At 65.6% G+C, this 20,572-nt stretch carries 20 protein-coding genes and 2 tRNA genes; 14 read left to right on the top strand and 8 right to left on the bottom strand.

The genetic code is table 11. The features are described from left to right. Positions 1-17: 17 nt before the first annotated feature. The 3 genes from ACZ5AC_RS08920 to htpG form a co-directional block, all read right to left on the bottom strand. Positions 18-1,385, bottom strand: coding sequence for a sigma-54-dependent transcriptional regulator (locus ACZ5AC_RS08920; RefSeq protein WP_464247271.1), 1,368 nt, complete (start codon positions 1,383-1,385; stop codon positions 18-20). Next, complete coding sequence (locus ACZ5AC_RS08915; RefSeq protein WP_464247270.1) at positions 1,382-3,511, bottom strand: PAS domain-containing sensor histidine kinase; 2,130 nt, start codon at positions 3,509-3,511, stop codon at positions 1,382-1,384. The genes ACZ5AC_RS08920 and ACZ5AC_RS08915 overlap by 4 nt, the downstream gene beginning before the upstream one ends. Before the next feature lie 189 nt (positions 3,512-3,700). Beyond that, entirely contained in the window at positions 3,701-5,593 is a 1,893-nt protein-coding gene (htpG, locus tag ACZ5AC_RS08910) for a molecular chaperone HtpG (protein WP_464247269.1), read from the bottom strand. A 146-nt stretch (positions 5,594-5,739) separates the two neighbouring features. On the opposite strand from htpG, the gene ACZ5AC_RS08905 reads away from it, so the two are divergent. The 4 genes from ACZ5AC_RS08905 (at position 5,740) to murA (ending at position 7,867) form a co-directional block, all read left to right on the top strand. Further along, positions 5,740-5,815: transfer RNA gene (locus ACZ5AC_RS08905), tRNA-His, on the top strand. A 46-nt stretch (positions 5,816-5,861) separates the two neighbouring features. Continuing rightward, positions 5,862-5,937, top strand: a tRNA-His gene (locus ACZ5AC_RS08900). A gap of 57 nt (positions 5,938-5,994) precedes the next feature. Continuing rightward, positions 5,995-6,579 carry a VOC family protein gene (locus ACZ5AC_RS08895; protein WP_464247268.1) on the top strand — a complete coding sequence of 195 codons (585 nt, stop codon included), beginning with the start codon at positions 5,995-5,997 and terminating at the stop codon, positions 6,577-6,579. Between the two features lie 37 nt (positions 6,580-6,616). Continuing rightward, positions 6,617-7,867 carry a UDP-N-acetylglucosamine 1-carboxyvinyltransferase gene (gene murA / locus ACZ5AC_RS08890; RefSeq protein ID WP_464247267.1) on the top strand — a complete coding sequence of 417 codons (1,251 nt, stop codon included), beginning with the start codon at positions 6,617-6,619 and terminating at the stop codon, positions 7,865-7,867. Between the two features lie 125 nt (positions 7,868-7,992). On the opposite strand, the gene ACZ5AC_RS08885 is transcribed toward murA, so the two are convergent. The 4 genes from ACZ5AC_RS08885 to ACZ5AC_RS08870 form a co-directional block, all read right to left on the bottom strand. Further along, positions 7,993-8,139: a hypothetical protein gene (locus ACZ5AC_RS08885; protein ID WP_464247266.1), complete on the bottom strand. Its 147-nt coding sequence runs from the start codon at positions 8,137-8,139 to the stop codon at positions 7,993-7,995. Further along, positions 8,120-8,449, bottom strand: coding sequence for a BRO-N domain-containing protein (locus ACZ5AC_RS08880; RefSeq protein ID WP_464247265.1), 330 nt, complete (start codon positions 8,447-8,449; stop codon positions 8,120-8,122). The genes ACZ5AC_RS08885 and ACZ5AC_RS08880 overlap by 20 nt, the downstream gene beginning before the upstream one ends. Positions 8,450-8,451: 2 nt before the next feature. Then, positions 8,452-9,441: a hypothetical protein gene (locus ACZ5AC_RS08875; protein WP_464247264.1), complete on the bottom strand. Its 990-nt coding sequence runs from the start codon at positions 9,439-9,441 to the stop codon at positions 8,452-8,454. A gap of 75 nt (positions 9,442-9,516) precedes the next feature. Beyond that, positions 9,517-10,950, bottom strand: a complete 1,434-nt coding sequence (locus ACZ5AC_RS08870) for a sigma-54-dependent transcriptional regulator (RefSeq protein WP_464250587.1) — start codon at positions 10,948-10,950, stop codon at positions 9,517-9,519. A 244-nt stretch (positions 10,951-11,194) separates the two neighbouring features. On the opposite strand from ACZ5AC_RS08870, the gene ACZ5AC_RS08865 reads away from it, so the two are divergent. The 10 genes from ACZ5AC_RS08865 (at position 11,195) to ACZ5AC_RS08820 (ending at position 19,633) form a co-directional block, all read left to right on the top strand. After that, positions 11,195-11,512: a hypothetical protein gene (locus ACZ5AC_RS08865; protein WP_464250586.1), complete on the top strand. Its 318-nt coding sequence runs from the start codon at positions 11,195-11,197 to the stop codon at positions 11,510-11,512. Between the two features lie 26 nt (positions 11,513-11,538). Next, the gene (locus ACZ5AC_RS08860) at positions 11,539-11,841 is read left to right on the top strand and encodes a c-type cytochrome (RefSeq protein WP_464250585.1); all 303 of its coding nucleotides are present in this window, start codon (positions 11,539-11,541) and stop codon (positions 11,839-11,841) included. A gap of 110 nt (positions 11,842-11,951) precedes the next feature. After that, positions 11,952-12,947 carry an SCO family protein gene (locus ACZ5AC_RS08855; protein WP_464250584.1) on the top strand — a complete coding sequence of 332 codons (996 nt, stop codon included), beginning with the start codon at positions 11,952-11,954 and terminating at the stop codon, positions 12,945-12,947. Between the two features lie 18 nt (positions 12,948-12,965). Next, positions 12,966-14,585, top strand: coding sequence for a cytochrome c oxidase subunit I (gene ctaD, locus ACZ5AC_RS08850; RefSeq protein ID WP_464250583.1), 1,620 nt, complete (start codon positions 12,966-12,968; stop codon positions 14,583-14,585). Next, positions 14,578-15,174, top strand: coding sequence for a cytochrome c oxidase subunit 3 family protein (locus tag ACZ5AC_RS08845; protein ID WP_464250582.1), 597 nt, complete (start codon positions 14,578-14,580; stop codon positions 15,172-15,174). The genes ctaD and ACZ5AC_RS08845 overlap by 8 nt, the downstream gene beginning before the upstream one ends. 1 nt (position 15,175) lies before the next feature. Further along, the gene (locus ACZ5AC_RS08840) at positions 15,176-15,469 is read left to right on the top strand and encodes a cytochrome C oxidase subunit IV family protein (RefSeq protein WP_464250581.1); all 294 of its coding nucleotides are present in this window, start codon (positions 15,176-15,178) and stop codon (positions 15,467-15,469) included. Then, positions 15,466-16,680: a cytochrome c oxidase subunit II gene (coxB, locus tag ACZ5AC_RS08835; RefSeq protein WP_464250580.1), complete on the top strand. Its 1,215-nt coding sequence runs from the start codon at positions 15,466-15,468 to the stop codon at positions 16,678-16,680. Before ACZ5AC_RS08840 ends, coxB begins: the two co-directional genes overlap by 4 nt. After that, a complete protein-coding gene (locus tag ACZ5AC_RS08830) occupies positions 16,673-17,512 on the top strand; it encodes a UbiA family prenyltransferase (protein ID WP_464250579.1) in 840 nt (279 codons plus the stop codon). The genes coxB and ACZ5AC_RS08830 overlap by 8 nt, the downstream gene beginning before the upstream one ends. Before the next feature lie 159 nt (positions 17,513-17,671). After that, positions 17,672-18,304: a LysE family translocator gene (locus ACZ5AC_RS08825; RefSeq protein ID WP_464250578.1), complete on the top strand. Its 633-nt coding sequence runs from the start codon at positions 17,672-17,674 to the stop codon at positions 18,302-18,304. A gap of 24 nt (positions 18,305-18,328) precedes the next feature. Next, the gene (locus tag ACZ5AC_RS08820; protein WP_464250577.1) at positions 18,329-19,633 is read left to right on the top strand and encodes an amidase; all 1,305 of its coding nucleotides are present in this window, start codon (positions 18,329-18,331) and stop codon (positions 19,631-19,633) included. A 16-nt stretch (positions 19,634-19,649) separates the two neighbouring features. Here the strand turns inward: ACZ5AC_RS08820 and ACZ5AC_RS08815 are convergent, their stop codons facing one another. Beyond that, on the bottom strand, positions 19,650-20,561 hold the full coding sequence (locus ACZ5AC_RS08815; protein ID WP_464250576.1) for a LysR family transcriptional regulator: 912 nt from the start codon (positions 20,559-20,561) through the stop codon (positions 19,650-19,652). Positions 20,562-20,572 lie beyond the last annotated feature (11 nt).

The following is a 20,572-nucleotide window of genomic DNA, read 5'->3' as shown; positions in this document are numbered from 1 at the left end:
GCGGGTTATGCAAAAAGTTATGAGCCGCCTTTTTTCAAGCGCTTGCTGAGCGCCGGCTGGGAGATGCCGAGCCAGCGTGCGGCCAGGGTCTGGACGCCGCCTGCGCGGCTCATGGCTTCGCGCACGAGGGCCTGCACGGTCTCCTCGATGGTCGGCAGGGCGGCGGGAAAGCACAGTTCTTCGGCCGCGCCGAACAGTTCCGGGGTGTCGTTGTCCGGCCCGCAGCTGAAGTCCCCGCCGTTCCAGCGGCCCATGGCGTCGAAGACGAAGGCGCGCAGTTCGCGCACGTTGCCGGGGAAGGGGTAGGCACGCAGGCGGCTGACGAGGCAGCGGCTCGGCTTCGGCGCGTCCTTGCCGAAACTGGTCGCGGCCTCGGCGATGAAAAGCTCCAGCAGCACGGGGATGTCCTCGGGGCGTTCGCGCAGGGGCGGGATGCGGACCATGTGGGTGCGCAGGCGGTAGTAGAGGTCCTTGCGGAAGCGGCCCTCGCGGGTCATGGCCTCCAGGTCGCGGTTGGTGGCCACCACGACCCGGGCCTCGGACGGGCGGGGCACGTCGGCCCCCAGGGGCAGGTACTCCCGCTCCTGCAGCAGGCGCAGCAGCTTGACCTGCGACGATTCGCCCAGATCGCCGATCTCGTCGAGGAAGAGCACGCCGTCGGCGGCCTGTTCCACCAGCCCCTTGCGGGCGGCGACCGCCCCGGTGAAGGCCCCCTTGCGGTGCCCGAACAGGGTGTCGCTGAAGACCGTGTCGTCGAGTCCGGCCACGTTGACGGCCACGAAGGGTTTGCGCTGGCAGGTCAGCTTGTGCACGGCCCGCGCGGCCAGTTCCTTGCCGACGCCCGTCTCGCCGAAGATGAGGATGGGTTCGGGCGACGCGCCCACCGCCTCCAGGTACTGGAAGATCTGCCGCATCTTGGGGCTGTCCGTGGCGAAGTGCTCGAAGGCCTCGGGCCGGGTCAGGCGGTCCAGCACGAGGCACTGGCGCAGGGACGTGTTCTCGCGGCGCAGCCGGCTCATCTCCAGAGCCGTGCGCACGGAGGCCACCAGGCGCTCCTCCTCCACGGGCTTGGCCAGATAGTCCAGGGCGCCGAGCTTCATGCACTCCACGGCCGACTCGATGGATTCCACGCCCGTGGCCACGATGACGGGCAGTTCCGGACGCGCCTCCCGCACATGGGCCAGGATCTCCTGACCGGTCACGCCGGGCATGCTCAGGTCGAGGATCATGGCCCCCAGAGGGCGTTCGTCGATGATGCGCAGGGCCTCGGCCGGGTTCTGGCAGCAGACGGTGTTGTCGATGCCGCTCGAGCGCAGGCACAGGTCGAAGCTGTTCAGGATGTCGGCCTCGTCGTCGACGATGAGGACGGGAAAGGGCTGGATCATAACGCGGCATCTCCTTCGTGGCGGGCGGGAAAGGTCAGGGTGACCGTCGTCCCCTCGCCCCGGCGGGATTGGATGGTCAACTCCCCGCCGTGCTCCTGCATGATCCGGGAGGAAATGGAAAGCCCCAGGCCCGTGCCCCCGCAGGCGCGTTTGGTGGTGTAGAATGGGTCGGTCACGTGGGGCAGGTCGTCGGGCTGGATGCCCTGGCCCTCGTCGGCCACCTCGAGCCAGACCTGTTCGAGCCGCGTGTCGAAGCCGGTCCGGATGCGGATGGCCTTGGACCTTTCGTCCAGGGCTTCGCAGGCGTTCTGGAGGACGTTGATGACGACCTGCTCGATCTTCTGGAAATTGCCCCTGAAGTGCGGGATGCCGAACCCGTAGCCGATCTCCAGACGGTCCGTGGCCTTCTGCAGCTGGTTGTCGAGCAGCAGCGCCGCGGCCTTGAGCACGCCGTTGATGTCGATGACCTCGTTCAGCACCGTGGAGCCCTGACGGGCGTAGTTCTTGAGGTCCTGGACGATGTGCTTGATGCGCTTGGACGAGGACATGACCCCGGAGAAGAGGTGCGGCACGCGCTCGCGGGCGAAGGAATAACGGAGGTTGCCGAGGAGGAAGTCCCCGTTGTCCTCCATGTACTGGTCGAGGATGACCCGCGCGTCGTACCACATGCGCGACAGCAGGGGGACGTTCAGGATGATGGAGTTGTTGGGGTTGTTGATCTCGTGGGCCACGCCCGAGACCAGGATGCCAAGCGACACCATCTTGCCGGCCTGAACGAGCTGCTCGTATTCGACCTTGGCGCGCTTCTCGGCGTCCTTGCGCTCGGTGATGTCGCGGAAGGCGATGAGGGTGGTGCCGGAGCGCAGGGCGGCGCGCTTGACGTTGGCGATGAGCACGCGCTTGCGGCCGTGCTTGTCGGTGATCTCGACCTCCAGGTTGTTGAGCTCCTGCGCCGTCTGCAGGTCATGGGGCGAGTAGAAGCGGGAGCCGACGAGGTCGAAGATGGACTCGAAGGCGGCGATTTCGTCCGCGTCGTAGCCGAAGATGCTGTCCACGTTGCAGCTGACGAAGACGATGCGCCCCTCGTCGGTGGTCAGGAAGATGGCGTCCCAGATGCTCTCAAGAGTTATGCGGTGGAACTCCTCGGACTCCTGCAGCATGTCGACCCAGCGCTTGTAGCTGGTCAGGTCCTTGTAGTTCTTGACGATGCCGAGCACCTCGCCCTTTTCCCCGCGCAGGGCCGCGGCCTTGACCAGGCAGGACTTGCGCTCGCCCGACACGGACACGAACTCCTTTTCGAAGTCGGTCTTGGACGAGCCGACCACGATCTCCTGGATGATGCAGTGGTCCGTGCACTTGTGGCGGCAGGGGAAGATGTCGAAGCACTTCTTGCCGAGGATGTCATCGGCTGATTTCTCGACCAACTGGGCGAAGGCGAGGTTGGTGCGGACGATGTTGCGGTCCGAGTCGAGGACGAGGATGCCGTCGCCCGAGGTGTCGAAGATGTGTTCGAGCTCCATGTAGGCGTGTTCGAGATGCCGCTCGGTGCGCTTGCGGCGGGCGATCTCCTCGTTCAGGGATTCGTTGTACTCCTGCAGGGCCCGCGTCCTGTCCTCGATGATCTTCTCCATCATGTGCAGCAGGGCCTGCTTCTCGTTCTCCTTGACCTTGAGGTCCGTGATGTCCTTGAAGGTGGCCAGCACGTACCCCTTGCCGTCGACCTCAATGCGGTTCAGGACGACCTGGGTGTCGATCATCATCCCGTCGCGGCGGATGTCCTTCCACTCGAACTTCTGGATGTTCCCGCGCAGGGCCTCGCTGACCTTCTTCTGCGCCATTTCGTAGGAGTTCTCCCCGTCGGGCTGGAAAAGGGGCGCGAAATCGCTCGGGAAGAACCCGATGATGTCCTCCTTCTCGCATCGCCAGATCTGGCAGGCCTCCCGGTTGCACTCGGACAGCTTCTTGTCGATGAGCAGCACGCCGTCGGACAGGCCCTGGAAGATGGCCTCGTACTTCTCCAGTTTCTTCTGCAGCCTTGCGATTGTCCTGTCCTTTTCCGCCAGGAGCCGAGCCGTGTCCTCGGGCTGGGCCGCAGGCTTCGAATCGCCGAAATGGGGGGTGTCCATGATGCCCTCGCCGGGAAACTTCAGTGAGCAGGCATTCCGGGCACGGATCTGGTCTGCCCGGAAGGTTTTTGTGTGAAGCGCCTTCATAGCGGAGGCAGGGGGGAGAATAAAGGAAGAAAGTCCGCTGCTCGAATTTCAAGGCCTTGGAAAAGCGAAAGGCCGGTTTAGCCCGGCCTTTCGCGTGCGTCGCTATTTCGCGCCGCGTTCCTTGTACCAGTCGCTGGAGTCCTCCAGGAGGCGGTTCAGTCGCTGGACCATCTTGTGCGGGTCGGCCAGGTAGCCGTCCATGAGCAGGGCGGATTCGTAGAGCTGTTCGACCACGGTGGCCACGAAGTCGTCCTGCTCGTTTTTGGCGAAGACCGAGAGGAGGTTTCTGACCAGCTTGTGGTCCTGGTTGATCTCGAAGATCTTCTTGGGGATGGACGTGTCCTTGGTCACCATCTGCATGATCTTGTGCATCTGGGACGTGGATCCGTCGGGGCTGACCAGGCAGGACGGGCTCTGGCTCAGGCGCTTGGAGATGCGGGCCTCGGTGATGCGGTCGCCCAGAATCTCCTGCACGCGCTTCAGGAAGCGGTCCATGTCCTTGGACTCCTCCGTGGTCAGTTCCTCGGGTTTGTCCTTCTTTTCCGCGCTGTCGGCGAACTTCTCGATGTTCGTGATGTCGGCGTTCTCGGTGGCCTTGAGCTCGAACTCCTTGAACTTGCGCAGGCTGTCCATGACGAACTCGTCCACGGGTTCGTAGAGGTAGATGACTTCGAGCCCCTTGGTGCGGAAGATCTCCAGGTGCGGGTTCTGCTCGATGGCCTCGCGGCTGGGGCCGGAGATGTAGTAGATCTCCTTCTGCCCGTCCTTGGCCGCCTCGATGTACTCGTCCAGGGAGATGAGGCCGTCCTTGTCCTCGTGGCGGGAGGAGTTGAAGCGCAGGAGCTCGCCGAAGGCCTCCTGGTTGGCGAAGTCGGCGTAGCCGAGCTTGAAGCGCTTGGCGTGCTCCTTCCAGAACGTGGCGTAGCGGTCCTTGTCCTGGCCGAGCTTCTTCAGGTGCGAGAGGATCTGCTTGGTCAGGGTCTGGGCGATCTTGCGGATGAGCAGGTTCTCCTGCAGCGTCTCGCGGGAGATGTTCAAAGGCAGGTCCTCGGTGTCGACCACGCCGCGCACGAAGCCCAGGTACTCGGGGATGAGGTCCTTGTTCTTGCTCTGGATCAGCACGCGCCGCACGTAGAGGTCCAGGCCGTAGTTGTCGCGGTCGAAGCCGAAGGCGTCTGCGCTTCGGGGCGGCACGAAGGCCAGGGCCGAGAACTGCACGGGCGCGTCGACGCTCAGGTGCAGGGTGTCCAGAGGCTCCTCGTGGTCGTAGGTCAGGAACTTGTAGAATTCCGTGTACTGCTCGGGCGTGACAGAGAACTTGTTCTCGCGCCACAGGGCCGGCACGGTGTTGGCCTTCTCGCCCTGCACGAGGATGGGGAAGGAGATGAAATTGGAGTGCTTCTTGATGATGGACGTGATGCGGTGCTTCTCGGCGAACTCCTTGCCTTCCTCCTTCAGGTGCACGGTGATGGACGTGCCGCGCGGCAGGTCCTCGTCCAGCTCGGCCACGGTGTAGGTGCCCAGGCCGTCGGAGGTCCATTCCACGGCCCTTGCGCCGGGTTTGAAGGAACGGGTGCGGATGGTGACCTTGTCGGCGACCATGAAGACCGAGTAGAAGCCCACGCCGAAGCGGCCGATGATGTTGGACGAGTTGCCCTGGTCGGCCATGGCCTGGCGGATGAACTCGGCCGAGCCCGAGCGGGCGATGGTGCCGATGTTGTCCACCAGCTCGTCCTGGGTCATGCCGATGCCCGTGTCGGCGATGACGAGCTCGCGCTTCTCCTCGTCGGCGGTGATGCTGATCTGCAGGTCGAGCTCGGGGTTGACGATCTCGGCCGAGCGGTTCTGCTCGAAACGCAGCTTGTCCAGGGCGTCGGAGGCGTTGGAGACCAGCTCACGCAGGAATATTTCCCGGCTCGTGTAGAGAGAATGAGTAATGATGTCGAGGAGTTGTTTGATTTCGGTCTTGAATTCGAATTGTTGTGCGGCAGACATGTCCACTCCTTGGTTTGGAAATTTCGATGGCACCAAATAAATGGCCTTGGCCGGTTGTCAAGGGCGGCAGCCGCAAGGTGATTTTCCTCACGATTTTTGCTTGACCGGGGCAGGGGGCTTGGGTAGAGAGTTTTTCCTCTCACGTGGTGGGTGTAGCTCAGTAGGCAGAGCACCTGGTTGTGGCCCAGGATGTCGCGCGTTCAAGCCGCGTCACTCACCCCATTCGCACATACGGGACAGCTCGCTGTCCCTTTTTTTCTCCCTCGTGGTGGGTGTAGCTCAGCAGGCAGAGCACCTGGTTGTGGCCCAGGATGTCGCGCGTTCAAGCCGCGTCACTCACCCCATTTGACACTCAGGCAGAACCGGATAAGAACTGGTTCTGCTTTTTTTTGGAGGTTTGCGTGGCATTCACCGGCATCAACCATCTCGCCATGGTCACCGCGGACATGGACAGGACCGTCCATTTCTGGCGCGACCTGCTGGGCATGCGCCTGGTGGTGGGCATGGGGCATCCGGGCTACCGCCACTACTTCTTCGAGATCACGCCGACGGACTGCATCGCCTTTTTCGAATGGCCGGGCGTGGAGCCCATCGCGGAGAAGGATCACGGCGCGCCGGTCAAGGGCCCTGCGGCCTTCGACCACCTGTCCTTCGGGGTCGACGGCGTCGACGAATTGACTCGCCTGAAGGACCTCCTCGAAACCAACGGCTTCTGGGCCTCGGAGCTCATCGACCACGGGTTCATCATCTCCCTCTACTCCTTCGACCCGAACAACATCCCCATCGAGTTCAGCTGGCCCGTTCCCGACTGCGACGTGCACGAAAGCCCCATCATGATCGATTCCCGCCCGACGCCTGCGGCCCGCGAAGGCAGCGAGCCGAGGCCGAATCGCTGGAAGACGCCGGGCCCGCGGACAGAAGAATTCGACGTCTATCCCGGCGAAGCGGAAGCCGTGCGCGCCGCGTTCAGCAAGAAGAAACCATGAGCGACGGGAACTCCCGCCTCACCTGCAAGGATTTATAATGGACAAACTCGTCATCGAAGGCGGTATCCCCCTCAAGGGCTCCGTGACCATAAGCGGCTCCAAGAACGCCGCATTGCCTATCCTCCTGGCCTCCATCCTCGTCGAGGGGGAGGTGCGCCTGTCCAACGTGCCGGATCTGCGCGACATCGGCACCACCCTGAAACTTCTGGAACTGCTGGGCTGCACGGCGGAATACGCGGAAGGGGAGGTTTATCTCAAGTCCTGCGACTTGAAGCCCGAAGCCCCCTACGATCTGGTCCGCACCATGCGCGCCTCGGTCCTGTGCCTGGGGCCGCTCTTGGCCCGCCTGGGCCGCGCCCGCGTGGCCCTGCCCGGCGGCTGCGCCATCGGCGCCCGGCCCGTGGACATGCACCTGAAGGGCCTGGAGCAGATGGGTGCGGTCTTCGAGCTGGAGAGCGGCGACATCATCGGCAACTGCGACCGCCTGCACGGCGCGCACATCCAGCTCGACTTCCCGACCGTGGGCGGCACCGAGCACCTCATCATGGCCGCCACCCTGGCCGAGGGCGAAACGGTGCTGGAGAACGCGGCCCGCGAGCCCGAGATCCAGGACCTGGCCGAGTTCCTGAACAGCTGCGGGGCCAGGATCACCGGCCACGGCACGAGCGTGGTGCGCATCCAGGGCGTGGAGAGCCTGCACGGCACCTCCTACCGCGTCATGCCGGACCGCATCGAGGCTGGGACGTATCTGGTGGCCGCGGGCATCACCAAGGGCGACCTGACCCTCAAGGACTGCCCGGTGGACGCCCTCGACGCCGTCATCTTCAAGCTCAAGGAAATGGGCATGGTCATCGAGGGCGACAGCGACACCCTGCGGGCCACCGTGGACGGCCCCCTGAATTGCGTGGACCTCTCCACCCGGCCCTACCCGGGCTTCCCCACGGACATGCAGGCCCAGATCATGGCGCTCATGTGCGTCAGCCGCGGCGCGGGCGTCATCACCGAGGGCATCTTCGAGAACCGTTTCATGCACGTGCAGGAACTCGCCCGCCTGGGCGCGCACATCTCCCTCTCGGGCCAGAGCGCCATGGTGCGCGGGGTGGACTCCCTGAAGGGCGCCACGGTCATGGCCTCGGACCTGCGGGCCAGCGCCTGCCTGGTCCTGGCCGGTCTGGCCGCCACGGGCCGCACCGACGTGCGCCGCATCTACCACCTGGACCGCGGCTACGAGCAGATGGAAGTGAAGCTCGGCGCCGTGGGCGCGAGGATCAGACGCGAACAGGAATAGAAGTCCGGGCAGCGTGCCGCGGATGATCGAAACAAGGAAACCTCGCCGGAGTTGATGGCGAGGTTTCTTTTTGGGGCTGTGCGAGGAACGCGGTCATCGCGCCGGAAAGGGCGGAGCGAGTCCGGCTATTCGTCAATACCAGGCATGAGTCCGCTCTCACTGCTGATGACGTTGCGTCCCGTTGTTTCTTCCAGTTCTTTTCTGGCTTGACGAGCGATACCGCCGCCACGCTTCCCGGCGACCTTGTTTTCTTCAAGGCCTGTCGCGTTCATGCTTTCCGCAATCTGACGGGTGGAGTTCGGCAAGGGCGGTGAAGATCAGTTCGGCGTCGGCTACGTCCGTCAATCTCCGTTTGCCGTCCTCGGCAGTCAGTTTCAACTGGTGACAATTTGTCACCACTTCACTTCCTTCTTTTTTCAACCGCTCTTTGAGCTTGTTCCAATATTTGCGGGCTGTTTGAAAATCAGGCTGATCGGTCAGCACTTTAAGGATGTCGACGACCGAGAAAAACCAGATTTCAGCCTTTTCATCGTACACGCGCCGGATTTTCGCTTCTTCGAAGATGGTGATGTCACTTTTCATGCCTATCCCTGCGTCGCGTTCGCATTGGCCTTGGGCGGGTCGGGGAATTGCAGTTCGCGTTGCAGGAAGCCGCGGATGCGCAGGTATTCGGTGATGTTGTTCTCCCCGCGCAGGACCATCTCCCAGCCCGGGCGCTCCATGACCACCAGGACCGGGATGCCCTGGAAGCCCTTCATCTTGAAGTAGGCCCGGGCCGTGCGCACGGTCTGGCGAAGGTCGTCGCTCACGGGCACGGGGTCCGGCTTGTCCAGGCTCTCGACGCGCAGGACCTCCAGGAAGGGGTTCTGCTTTCCTTCCTCGGTCTGCAGGACCGTGGCCAGGCGGTAGAAATCCTCCTCCTTGTTGTCCGTGCAGGCCAGGTGCCACTTGCCGGGCAGGGTCTGGGCGTTGATGGACAGGTTGGCCAGGATCTTGGAGCAGTGGTCGCAGTGCAGGCTGAAGAAGAGCACGTGCTGGGGCGCATTGTCGGGCGCGTTCTCCCAGGTCGTGAAGGCCGTGTCGACGATGGCCGGCGGGGTGACGTTGAGGTCAAGGATGGCGTTGGCCGCGAACCCGCCCGTCCATACGGCGATGCCCAGGAAAAGGGTCAGGATGGTCCGCCTTACCCAGGAGAAGAGTGACAGCGTGACGAAGAGCATGCCCCCGACCACGATGCACAGCAGGCACTTCTCCTTGAGGCCCATGAACTGGAAGCCCAGGATGGCGCCGTCGAAGGCCAGGGCCCCGAAGAGGAGCAGGGTGGCCGAGCCCCAGATCCACTTCCTGTCGTAGCGGCCGCCGAAAAAGGCCAGGGACCACAGGAACCAGAAGAAGGCGGCGCCCATCTTGATGAGGTTGCCTTCGCCGAAGCGCACGTACTCCCCGACCACGTCGCAGGACGAGGTGGTGCAGAAGGAGGTGTGGCGGATGGCCTGCATCCAGACCTCTGCCGAGAGGAACGAGGCGGCCAGGAAGAGGAAGGTGAGCAGGGCGTATCGTGAGACCTTGGTCATGTCAGACTCCCGGTTGGATGAATGCTTGTTTGTGTATCGCGTCAGGGCGTTACGTCAAGTCGGGGGACGGCTGGGCTACCGCAGGCGCACGGAGTGCTTCTTCAGCAGTTCGTACAGCCTGGCCCTGGAGAGTCCCGAGCGTTCGCATGCCCCCGCCACGTCGTTGCCGCACTGCTCGGCGAGCTGCTGGAGGTAGGCCTTTTCGAGCTGGTTGACCACCGTCTCGCGCGCGTCCCGGAACTGGGGCAGCTCTCCGCCGGGGACGAAGGGCATCTGCAGGGGGCAGGTCAGCGCTGCCGGTTCGATGACCACGGGCTGGGCCTTCTCGGGTTTGGGCCGGAAGGCGCTCCGGGCGATGCCGATACGCACGTCGATGGGCAGGTGGTGGCTGTAGAGGCTCGGCTCGTCCATGGCGTTGTCCACGGCCACGGCGATGGCGTTGACGAACTCGCGCACGTTGCCCGGCCACTGGAACGCGGCCAGGGCGCCGAGGAATTCGGGCGTGAGCTGCTTGCGCGGGGCCTGGTTCTCGCGGCAGACTTTTTCCACGTAGTATTCCGCCAGCAGCGGGATGTCCTCCTTGCGATCGCGCAGGGACGGGATCTGGATGTGGTGGCCGTTCAGGCGGTAGTAGAGGTCGCTGCGGAAGCTGCCGTCCTCGACCATCCGGCGCAGGTCGCGGTTGGTGGCCGCGATGACGCGGAAGTTGCTGGCGACCTCCTCCTTGGAGCCGATGGGCCGGAACTTGCGTTCCTGCAGGACGCGCAGCAGGTTCTTCTGCAGGTCGAGGCCGAGTTCCGCGATCTCGTCCAGGAAGACCGTGCCGTTGTCGGCCAGCTTGAAGAGGCCGTCGCGGGATTCATGGGCGCTGGTGAAGGAGCCCTTGACGTGGCCGAAGAGGGTGCTCTCGGCCAGGTGCGTGGACAGATTCGTGCAGTCGATGACCACGAGTTTTCCGGGCGTTTCGCCGTTCTCGTGGATGCCGCGGGCGAAGAGTTCCTTGCCCGTGCCCGTCTCGCCGGTGATGATGACGTTAGCCTTGCTGCGCGCCGCCTTGCCCATGGTCTCCAGGCAGGCCATGATCCTGGGGCTCTCGCCGATGATGGCGCTGCGCTTGACCTTGCGCCGCCCACCGGCGCCCTTGGAGGCGCGGTAGGCCATGGCCCGCTGCAGGATGAGGGTGATGGCGCTGACCGTGATGGGCTTGCCCACATAGTCCCATGCCCCGTTGGCGATGGCCAGGGCCGCGCCGTCGGAGTCGCCGTCGCCCGTGAGGATGACCACCTCGGGCAGGGACGGCAGGGCCTGGAACTGCTTGATGTGGGCCAGGCCGTTGCCGTCGGGCAGGTTCACGTCGAGGAAGATGAGGTCGCAGTCCGTGCCGGCCATGAGGGCCAGGGCTTCCCTGATGGAGTGCGCCACGTTGCAGGTGTGCCCCATGCGCTCGATGATGCGCTGGAAGGAGCGTGAAAAATCCGTGTCGTCGTCGATGATGAGAATGTCGGCCACGTGCGTCTCCGGAGGATGATTGGTCCGCTTTTGTCGGATTGTGTCCGGAAAAGCAAGATTCTTGTGTGCGTTGCCGCCCTGCGTGCCTTGCGCAGAAAAACATCGCCGCTTGCGGCTGGCCTTTTTGAAGCCTTGGATGTAAAAGGAAAACTTGAGTCCGATCACGTGCCGGGCCTTGCGCCGATGATTTCCTTGGCGCATCCTTCCCGTGACCGTCAACTTTTCTTACACGCAGGAGTTCGCCGTGAACATGACCGAAAAAGCGATCCAGACACTTCGCCGCAGGCCTCACGTCATGCCCGCCTTCCTGACCGTCCTTGTCCTGCTGGCCTGCTTCGCCGGGGCCCAGGATACCGGCGCCCTCATCCTCGAACGCTGCCAGGACTGCCACGAGATGGACAAGTCCTGTCTTGTGCAGAGCGATGACGTCCAGTGGTGGCAGACCACCGTGCTGCGCATGGCCGAGTACAAGAGCGAGCTGCTCACGGCCGACGAGGCGTCTGCGGTTTCCGCCTTCCTGGCCGATCCGCAGAAGCGCGCCTCGGTCTGCACCCCCAAATGACGACACCATAACCATTGGAGATAGCCATGAAATATGCATTTATCTGCCTTGCCGCCTGCCTGTTGTTCGCCGTTCCCGCCCTGGCCGAAGGTCCGGCCGACCTCTACGCCAAGAACTGCAAGGGCTGTCACGGCGCCGACGGCGCCAAGGTTGCCATGGGCATGACCAGGCCCCTGAACTCCCTGACCCTGGACGAGGTCAAGGCGGCCCTGGCCGGCTACAAGGCCGGGACCTACGGCGGCGAGAAGAAGGCCATGATGGAGCGCGTGGTCAAGCCCATGTCCGACGCCGATCTGGAAGCCCTGGCCGCCCACGTCGACAGTCTGTAGCCGCGTGGCCCCCGGTCCGGCCGGATCGTCCCGCAACGGGGCCCGGCACGCCCGGGGGCCGTTCTCCCGACTCCAGGGGCCCTGGGCCCACAACCCCCGCCGAGGTCAAGGTGCGTCCGATCATCCTCCTTCTCGTCTTCCTGCTGCTACCGGCTCCCCTCGCGGCCCAGACAGGCGTGCGGCAGGCCCGCGAGGCCGCCCGGGCGGCGTCCGCTCAGGAGCAGGCCACTTCCGGGCAGGCGGAGCAGGCCATCCCTCCCGCGGATCATTCCGGCCACGGCGCGTCGCCGGAAGCACAGCAGGAGTCCGGGGCAGCCGCGGACCATTCCATGCACGCCGTCCCGGCCGCGCCCGCCCAGGCTCCGCATGTCCACCAGGAGCCCGCTCCTGCGGCCCAAGAGACGCAGGACATCGGCGTGACGGAGAAGCTCGGCGGGTACATCGCCGCCGAAGCCGCGTTCCGCGACGAAACCGGCCGGCCCGTGACCATCGGGCAGATCATCGACAAGCCGACAATCGTCGTGCCCATCTATTTCTCCTGCCCCAACGTCTGCGCCATCATCCAGAGTTCCCTGACGCAGGTTCTGCCCGACGTGGCGCTCACGCCGGGCGTGGACTTCCAGGTGGTCAGCGTCAGCTTCGACGAGACGGACACGCCGGAGCTGGCCGCCAACCAGCGGCGCAACTACCTGGCGGCCATGGACTTCAAGTACCCCGAGAGCGGTTGGCGCTTCCTGACGGGTGACGAGAAGAACATCCGCCTGCTGACGGACTCCCTGGGCTTCGGCTTCCGCCGCTCGGGCAGGGATTTCCTGCACCCCGTGGTGGTCATGGCCGTGTCGCCCAAGGGCAAGGTCGTGCGCTACCTCTACGGCACCAAGCCCCTGGCCTTCGACCTGACCATGGCCGCCACCGAGGCCGGGAAGGAGCAGATCGGGCTGTCGGTCAAGCGCGTCCTGGCCTACTGCTTTTCCTACGACCCGGCAGGCAAGCGCTACGCGTTCAACTTCATGAAGATCACGGCCACGGGCATCCTCTTCATCCTCGGCGTGCTCCTCGTCTCCCTGCTGCTGGCCGGCCGCAAGAAGCGCCGGCCCAGAAACTGATCCCCGGAGGTCCCCCCGATGCCCAGTCCCGGCGAAACCGTCCCCTTTCTCGATCCGCTTCCGGGCAGAAGCGGCCTGACGTCCTGGATCTTCTCCACGGACCACAAGCGCATCGGCATGCTCTACCTGTGGTGCATCCTGACCATGTTCGCCGTGGGCGTGGTCATCGGCGTGCTCATGCGCCTGGAGCTCATCGCCCCGGGCCGGACCATCATGGGCGCCCAGGCCTACAACGCCATGTTCACCCTGCACGGCGTGGTCATGGTCTTCCTCTTCGTCATCCCCGGCATCCCGGCGGCCTTCGGCAACATCCTGCTGCCCCTGCAGATAGGGGCCGAGGACGTGTCCTTCCCGCGATTGAACATCTTCTCCTGGTGGCTGTACCTGACGGGCGCGGCCCTGGCCGTGACCAGCCTCTTCACGGGCGGCGGGCCTCCGGACACGGGCTGGACCTTCTACGTGCCCTTCAGCGAGCGGACCACGACCAACGTGTCCCTGGCAGTGGTGGCCGTCTTCATCCTGGGCTTCTCGTCCATCCTGACGGGCCTCAACTTCATCACCACCATCCACCGCCTGCGCGCGCCGCAGATGAGCTGGGGGAAGCTGCCGCTCTTCGTGTGGTCCCTCTACGCCACGGCCTGGATCCAGCTTCTGGCCACGCCGGTCCTGGGCGTGACCGTGGCCCTGGTCTTCATCGAGCGCCTGCTGGGCATCGGCCTCTTCGACCCGGCCAAGGGCGGCGACCCGCTCCTGTACCAGCACCTGTTCTGGATCTACTCGCACCCGGCCGTGTACATCATGATCGTGCCGGCCATGGGCGTGGTCTCGGAGATCATCCCGGCCTTCGCCCGCAAGTCCATCTTCGGATACAAGGCCATCGCGGTTTCGAGCCTGGCCATCGCCTTCGCCGGGTCCCTGGTCTGGGCCCACCACATGTTCACCAGCGGCATGAGCGACACGGCCGTGCTCGTCTTCTCCTTCCTGACCTTCGTCGTGGCCATCCCCTCGGCCATCAAGGTCTTCAACTGGGTGGCCACGCTGTACAAGGGCTCCATTTATCTCGAACCGCCGCTGCTCTTCGCCCTGGGCTTCATCTTCCTCTTCTCGATCGGCGGTCTGACCGGGCTGGTGCTCGGTTCGGCCGGCACGGACATCCACGTCCACGATACGTACTTCGTGGTCGCGCACTTCCACTACGTCATCTTCGGCGGAACGGGCTTCGGGCTCTTCGCGGCCATGCACTTCTGGTTCCCCAAGATCTTCGGGCGCATGTACGACCGCAAGCTGGCCAACGCCAGTTGGTACCTGCTCGTCGGCGGGTTCAACATGCTCTATTTCCCCATGTTCCTCATCGGCCTCATGGGCATGCCGCGCCGCTACTACGACTACCTGCCCATGTACCAGACGGGTCACATGATCTCGACGGCGGGGTCGTGGGTGCTCGTCGCGGGACTGGTCACCATGTTCTGGGGGCTGTCGAAGTGCCTGCGCGGGCCTCGCACCGTGGGTGCCAACCCCTGGGGGGCCGCCACCCTGGAGTGGACCCTGTCGAGCCCGCCGCCGCACCTGACCTTCCTCGACCCGCCGGACGAGGTGCCGAGTCCGTACTCCTACGCGGGGGTGAAGCGCGATGCATGAGCCGCACAAGGACTACCTGGGCGACAAGTTCGGCATGTGGCTCTTCCTCTTCACGGAGATCCTGCTCTTCGGCGGACTCTTCCTCCTCTACGCGATCTACCTGCACCGCTACCCGGTCGAGTTCCATCAGGGCGGGCTGGAGCTGTCCCGCGTCTTCGGCGCGGCCAACACCGTGGCGCTCATCACGTCGAGCCTCACCGTGGCCCTGGCCATCTCGGCCCTGCAGCAGGGGAGGCGAGGGCTGTGCCAGGGCCTCCTGGCCGCGACCATCGCCCTGGCCGGCGTGTTCATGGTCAACAAGTACTTCGAGTGGTCGGCCAAGATAGCCCACGGCATCTACCCGGGTTCGCCGGAACTGGCGCAGTCGGGCGGGACGAACGTCTTCTTCGGCCTCTACTATGTCATGACCGGGGCCCACGGGCTGCACGTGGTCATCGGCGCGGCCGTCCTGGCCTTCTGCATGCTGCGCATCGGGCAGGGCAGGGTCACGGCCGAGGACTTCGGGCTGCTGGAAAACGGCGGGCTGTACTGGCACCTGGTGGACCTGGTCTGGATATTCCTCTTCCCACTTTTTTACCTGATCAGCTGACATGACACACAAGCACATCATGCCGTTTGGCCTCTTGGTGAAAATCTGGCTGGCCCTCATGGTCCTGACCGGGGTCACGGTGGGGGTGGCGTCCTTCGACTTCGGATTCCTGAACGTCCTGGTGGCCATGAGCGTGGCATCCCTCAAGGCGCTCTTGGTCGTGCTCTTCTTCATGCATCTCAAGTACGAGAACAGGGTGCTGGGCGCCTTCGTCATCCTGGTCTTCGTCATCCTGGCCATCTTCATCGGTTTCACCTTCTTCGACGTGGCCTGGCGTCCGGAGGCCGGCGCATGACCCCGACCATCATCCAGGCCGGCACCGCCGCCGCGGCCCGGGTCGACCAGACCTTCCTCCTCATCTTCGGCGTCTCGGCGGCCATCCTGGTCTTCATCACGCTGCTCATGGTCTGGTTCGTCTTCCGCTACCACCACGCGCGCCACCCCCAGGCCGCGGACATCCGCGGCAACGTCTGGGCCGAGATCGCCTGGACCGTCATCCCGACGGTCCTGGTCATGGGCATGTTCTGGTCCGGCTGGACGAGCTTCAAGGCCCTGCGGTCGGCGCCGGCCGACGCCATGCGCGTCAAGGTCACGGCGCGCATGTGGTCGTGGGTCTTCGAGTACGAGAACGGCAGGCGCGCCAGCACCCTCTACGTGCCCGTGGACCGCGCCGTGCGCCTCGACATGACCTCGGCCGACGTGCTGCACAGCTTCTTCGTGCCGGCCTTCCGCATCAAGATGGACACCGTGCCCGGCATGGAGACCTACGCCTGGTTCCAGGCCGAGCGCGAGGGCAGCTACGACATCCTCTGCGCCGAGTACTGCGGCCTGCAGCACGCGAACATGCTGTCCACCGTGGAGGTCCTGGACGCCGAGGGGTTCCGGGAGTGGTACGAGAGCGGGGCCGGCGGCGACGACGAGGCTGTGGGGCTGATGGAGTCCTACGGCTGCCTGGGCTGCCACTCCCTGGACGGCTCCGAGGAGGCCGGGCCGACGCTCATGGGCATCTACGGCAAGGAGCGCCCCATCGTCGTCGACGGCGGCGGCACGCGCACCGTGGTGGCCGACGAGCAGTACCTGCGCCGCGCCATCCTGGAGCCCGACGCCGAGCTGGTGGCCGGGTACGAGGGCATGCCGTCCTACAAGGAGGAGATGCCGGCTGAGGATCTCGAGAAGATCCTCCGCTTCCTGACGGGCGGGGCGGCCCGCGACCTGGACAGGGGCAGGTCGCTCATGGAGGCCGAAGGGTGCCTGAGCTGCCATTCCACGGACGGTTCCGAGATCGCCGGTCCGACCTTCAAGGGAATCTACGGGCACAAGGTCGTCCTGGAGGACGGGACCGAGGTCGTGGCCGACGAGGCCTATCTGACCGAGGCCATCCGGGACCCCGAAAAGACCATGGTCAAGGGGTACGAGCCCATCATGCCGCCGTACTCGCACCTTAGCGACGAGGATGTGAAAGCCATGATCGACTACATGCGCTCCCTGCCGGAAGGCCATGATTAGGGCGGCCGCATCCCTGACCCGGCCGGGCGTCTCCCTGGCCGTGGGGCTCTCGGCCCTGTCGGGCTGGTTGCTGGCCACGGCGGGGGCGCCCTCCGTCGCTGTCGAAGGCGCGGCCGTCATGGCCGGGACCTTCGCCCTGAGCGCGGCCGTCTCGGTTCTGAACCAGATTCAGGAGCGTCACCTGGACGCCCTCATGGAGCGCACCAGAAGCCGCCCCCTGGCCAGCGGCAGAATGAGCGCCGGTCAGGGACTGGGCGTGTTCGCCCTGCTGCTGGCCCTTGCCGCCGCCTGCCTGTGGGTCGGCTTCGGGCCGGGCTCCCTGGCGGTCATCTTCGTCGTGCTCGGGCTTTACAACGGCCTCTACACATATCTCAAACCCGTCACGGGCTGGGCCATGATCCCGGGCGCGGCATGCGGCGCGCTGCCGCCGTGGATCGGCTGGCTTGCCGGCGGCGGGGCTGTTCTGGCCCCGGAGCCGATTCATCTCTTCGTCCTGTATTTCGTCTGGCAGATGCCGCACTTCTGGATGCTGGCCGAGGCCAACGCCGAGGACTACGCCGCCGCCGGTTTCCCCGTGCCGGCCACGAGCTTCTCGGGTTTCTCGCGCCGCGCCATCCCGCGCCTGTGGGCCCTGGCCCTGGCGGCCCTCGGCGGCATGGCGCCCCTTTTCGGCCTGCTGGTCGCGCCGGGCCATGCCTACGCCCTGGCCACGATCTGCCCGGCCTACGCCGCCTTGGCCGTCTTCGCCCGGACGAGAGTCCTGCGCCTGGCCTCCGACGGCTTCCTGGCGGCGGTGGTGGCCCTGGCCGTGGCCGAACGCCTGGCCGGCTGAGGGGCGGGTGTCGCCGCGACCGCGCCCTGGGGCACGCGGTCCGGGCGTTGCCGCGCAAACCTTGTGCCCCGGCGCGATGCGCACTATGTCCGGCCTTTTCCGCCAGGCCACTGCCGTGAACAGCCGTGACGGGTCACCTTCTTTTTCTGAGAGTTTCGCATGGGGTATTATCTGACACTCGGGGCGCTTCTGGGGCTTTCCGCCGGCCTCGCGCCGGGGCCGCTCCTGACCCTGGTCATCTCGGAGACGCTGCGGCACGACGTCCGGGCAGGCGTCAGGGTCGCCCTGGCGCCCATGGTCACGGACCTGCCGATCATCCTGCTGACGCTGTTCGTCCTTTCCAGGCTGGCGGAGTTCCACGGCATCCTGGGCGCCATCTCCATTGCCGGAGTCGTCTTCCTCATGTTCATGGGCTACGAGAGCCTGCGCACCACGGGATTCGACCTGAAACTTCAGGACGGGAAGCGCATGTCGCTGCGCAAAGGGATCCTGACCAACATGCTGAGCCCCCATCCCTACCTGTTCTGGCTCAGCGTGGGGGCGCCGACCATGGCCAAGGCTCTGGACGAGCACCTTTTCGCTCCAGCGGCGTTCATCGCGGGTTTCTACGCCTGTCTCGTGGGCTCGAAAATAGCACTGGCCCTCTTGGTCGGCAGATCCAAGGCCCTCTTCAGGGGCAAGGCCTATGTCTGGACCATGCGCCTTCTCGGCGTATCGCTCATAGTCCTGGCCCTCCTGCTCTTTCGCGACGGGTTGCAGCTGATCGGCCTGCTTGCGGCCCCGACAACCTGATTCCCGCCAACCGTGGAAAACGCCATGTCACAGATCGCCTTCATCGCCAACACTCCGGAAGTCGACGCGTTCCGGCACGCATCGAAAGAGCGGCTCGCCGGGCTTGTCGGGACCCTCGTCGAGCGCGCCCGAGACATCGACCCGCAACTGCACATCCTGGCCGGGGACATCGACGGTTCAGGGATAGCCCGCCAAATCGAATCCCTCTTCGAGCGCTTTCCCGACCCGCGGCTCCGCCCGCCGCTTTTCGGCGTTCCGGTGGGCGTGAAGGACATCATCAGGGTGGATGGTGCGGTCATCAGGTGCGGCTCCCTGCTCCCCCCGGTGCTCTTCGAGGGCGTGGAAGCCCGCTGCGTGCAGATGCTGCGCGATGCCGGGGCCATCATCTTCGTTCAGACCGCGACCACGGAGTTCGCCTATTTCGAGCCGGCGGCGACGAAGAACCCGCACAACCCGCTGCACACCCCGGGCGGCTCCAGCAGCGGCTCGGCCGCGGGCGTGGCCTCGGGCCTCTTTCCCCTGGCCCTGGGCACCCAGACGGCCGGGTCCGTCATCCGGCCGGCCTCCTTCTGCGGCGTGGTGGGCATGAAGCCGTCCTTCGGCGCGATTCCCACGGAGGGCATTGTCCATTTTTCGCGTAGCGTCGACCATGTCGGCTTTTTCTGTCGCTCGGCCGCGGACATCCCGGCCGTCATGGCCGCTTTCGACCCGCGCCGGACGGATGGCGGCAACGCCGAACGGCTGCGTGCCGGAGTCCCGGCCGGGCCGTTTCTCGAACAGGTTCCGGCGCAGGCCATGGACTGTTTCGAACGGGCGCTGGCGGCACTGCAGGCCGGGGGCGTCGAGATCGTCCGGGCGCCCTGCCTGGACGACATCGAGGACATCGCGGAGCGGCACCGCGACCTCATGGCCGCCGAATTCGCCCGGGAGCAGGAATCGATGTTTGCCGAGTACGGGCACCTCTACCGGCCGGGTACGGCGGGCATTATCGAACGGGGGAAAACCATCCCGCCCCGGCGCGTGGAGGAGGCCCGGCAATCATGCGCGGACCTGCGCGGGAAACTGACGGAACTCATGGACGCCCACGGCCTGGACCTGTGGCTGTGCCCCTCGACTCTTGGCGAGGCCCCGGCCGGTCTGCGCGGCACGGGGAGCCCGGCCATGAACGTGCCCTGGACCCATGCGGGTCTTCCCGCCGTTTCTCTGCCCGCGGGAAAAGGGCCTGCGGGCTTGCCTCTCGGGCTGCAGTGCATCGGGCGGTTCGGCGAGGACGGCAGGCTCGCAGCCGCGGCGCAGCGACTCGAAACGCTGCTGCGCGCCATGAGGTGACGGAAGGGGAGGAGAGTCAGCCCTGTCTTCGCCAGGGCGGCGGAGTCAGGGACTGCCGCAGCAGTTCGAGGAAGCGGCGGGTGCGGGCCGCGCGCATGTGGCGGGGGCCGAGCAGGGCCACCACCGGGGCGTCGGGCGAGCGCCACTCGGGCAGCAGGCGCACCAGGCGTCCGGCGCGAAGGTCGTCGGCCATGTCCCACTCCGAGCGCAGCACGATGCCGAACCCGGCCAGGGCCCAGTCGCGGATGACGTCGCCGTCGTTGCAGGACACGCCCTCGTCGATGCGCACGGTCTCGTGGCTGCCGCCCGGCCCGGAGAAGCGCCAGAGGGTCACGTCCTCGTCGTTCTCGCGCAGGGTCAGGCAGGCGTGCCGGGTCAGGTCGGCCGGCGCGTGCGGCGTGCCGCGCCTGGCCAGGTAGTCGGGCGACGCGCACAGCAGGCGATCGTTGGGCGCCAGGGTCAGCTTCTGGAAGGGCTGGGAGTGCAGCTCGCCGATGTGGACGACGATGTCCCAGGCGCTGGGCTTGAGGCGGATGGGGTTGTCCGAGAGCTCCAGGCCGATACGCACGTCGGGGTGCCGCCGGCTGAAGTCCATGACCGCGGGCGCGATGTAGCGGCGGCCGAAGCCCGTGGGCCCTGCGATGCGCAGATGCCCGGCCACGACCCCCTTTCGTTCGCACAGCCTTTCGCTGACCTCCTCGATCTCGGCCAGGATGCGGGCCGACCACTCGGTCAGCAGCTCTCCCTCGTCCGTCAGGGTGATCCGGCCCGCGCTGCGGTCCAGCAGACTGACCCCGAGCCGCGCCTCCAGGGCGCGCAGGCGCTGGGACACGGCCGGGGGGGTGACGTTGAGGCTTCGCGCCGCGGCCGCCAGGGACGGGGCCTGGGTCACGGCGGCGAGGAATCGGAGGTCTTCGGTCGAGAGCATTAAGGCTGAAC

Source organism: Desulfomicrobium aestuarii, from assembly GCF_055385525.1.
This window is presented reverse-complemented; position numbering and strand designations above follow the sequence as displayed.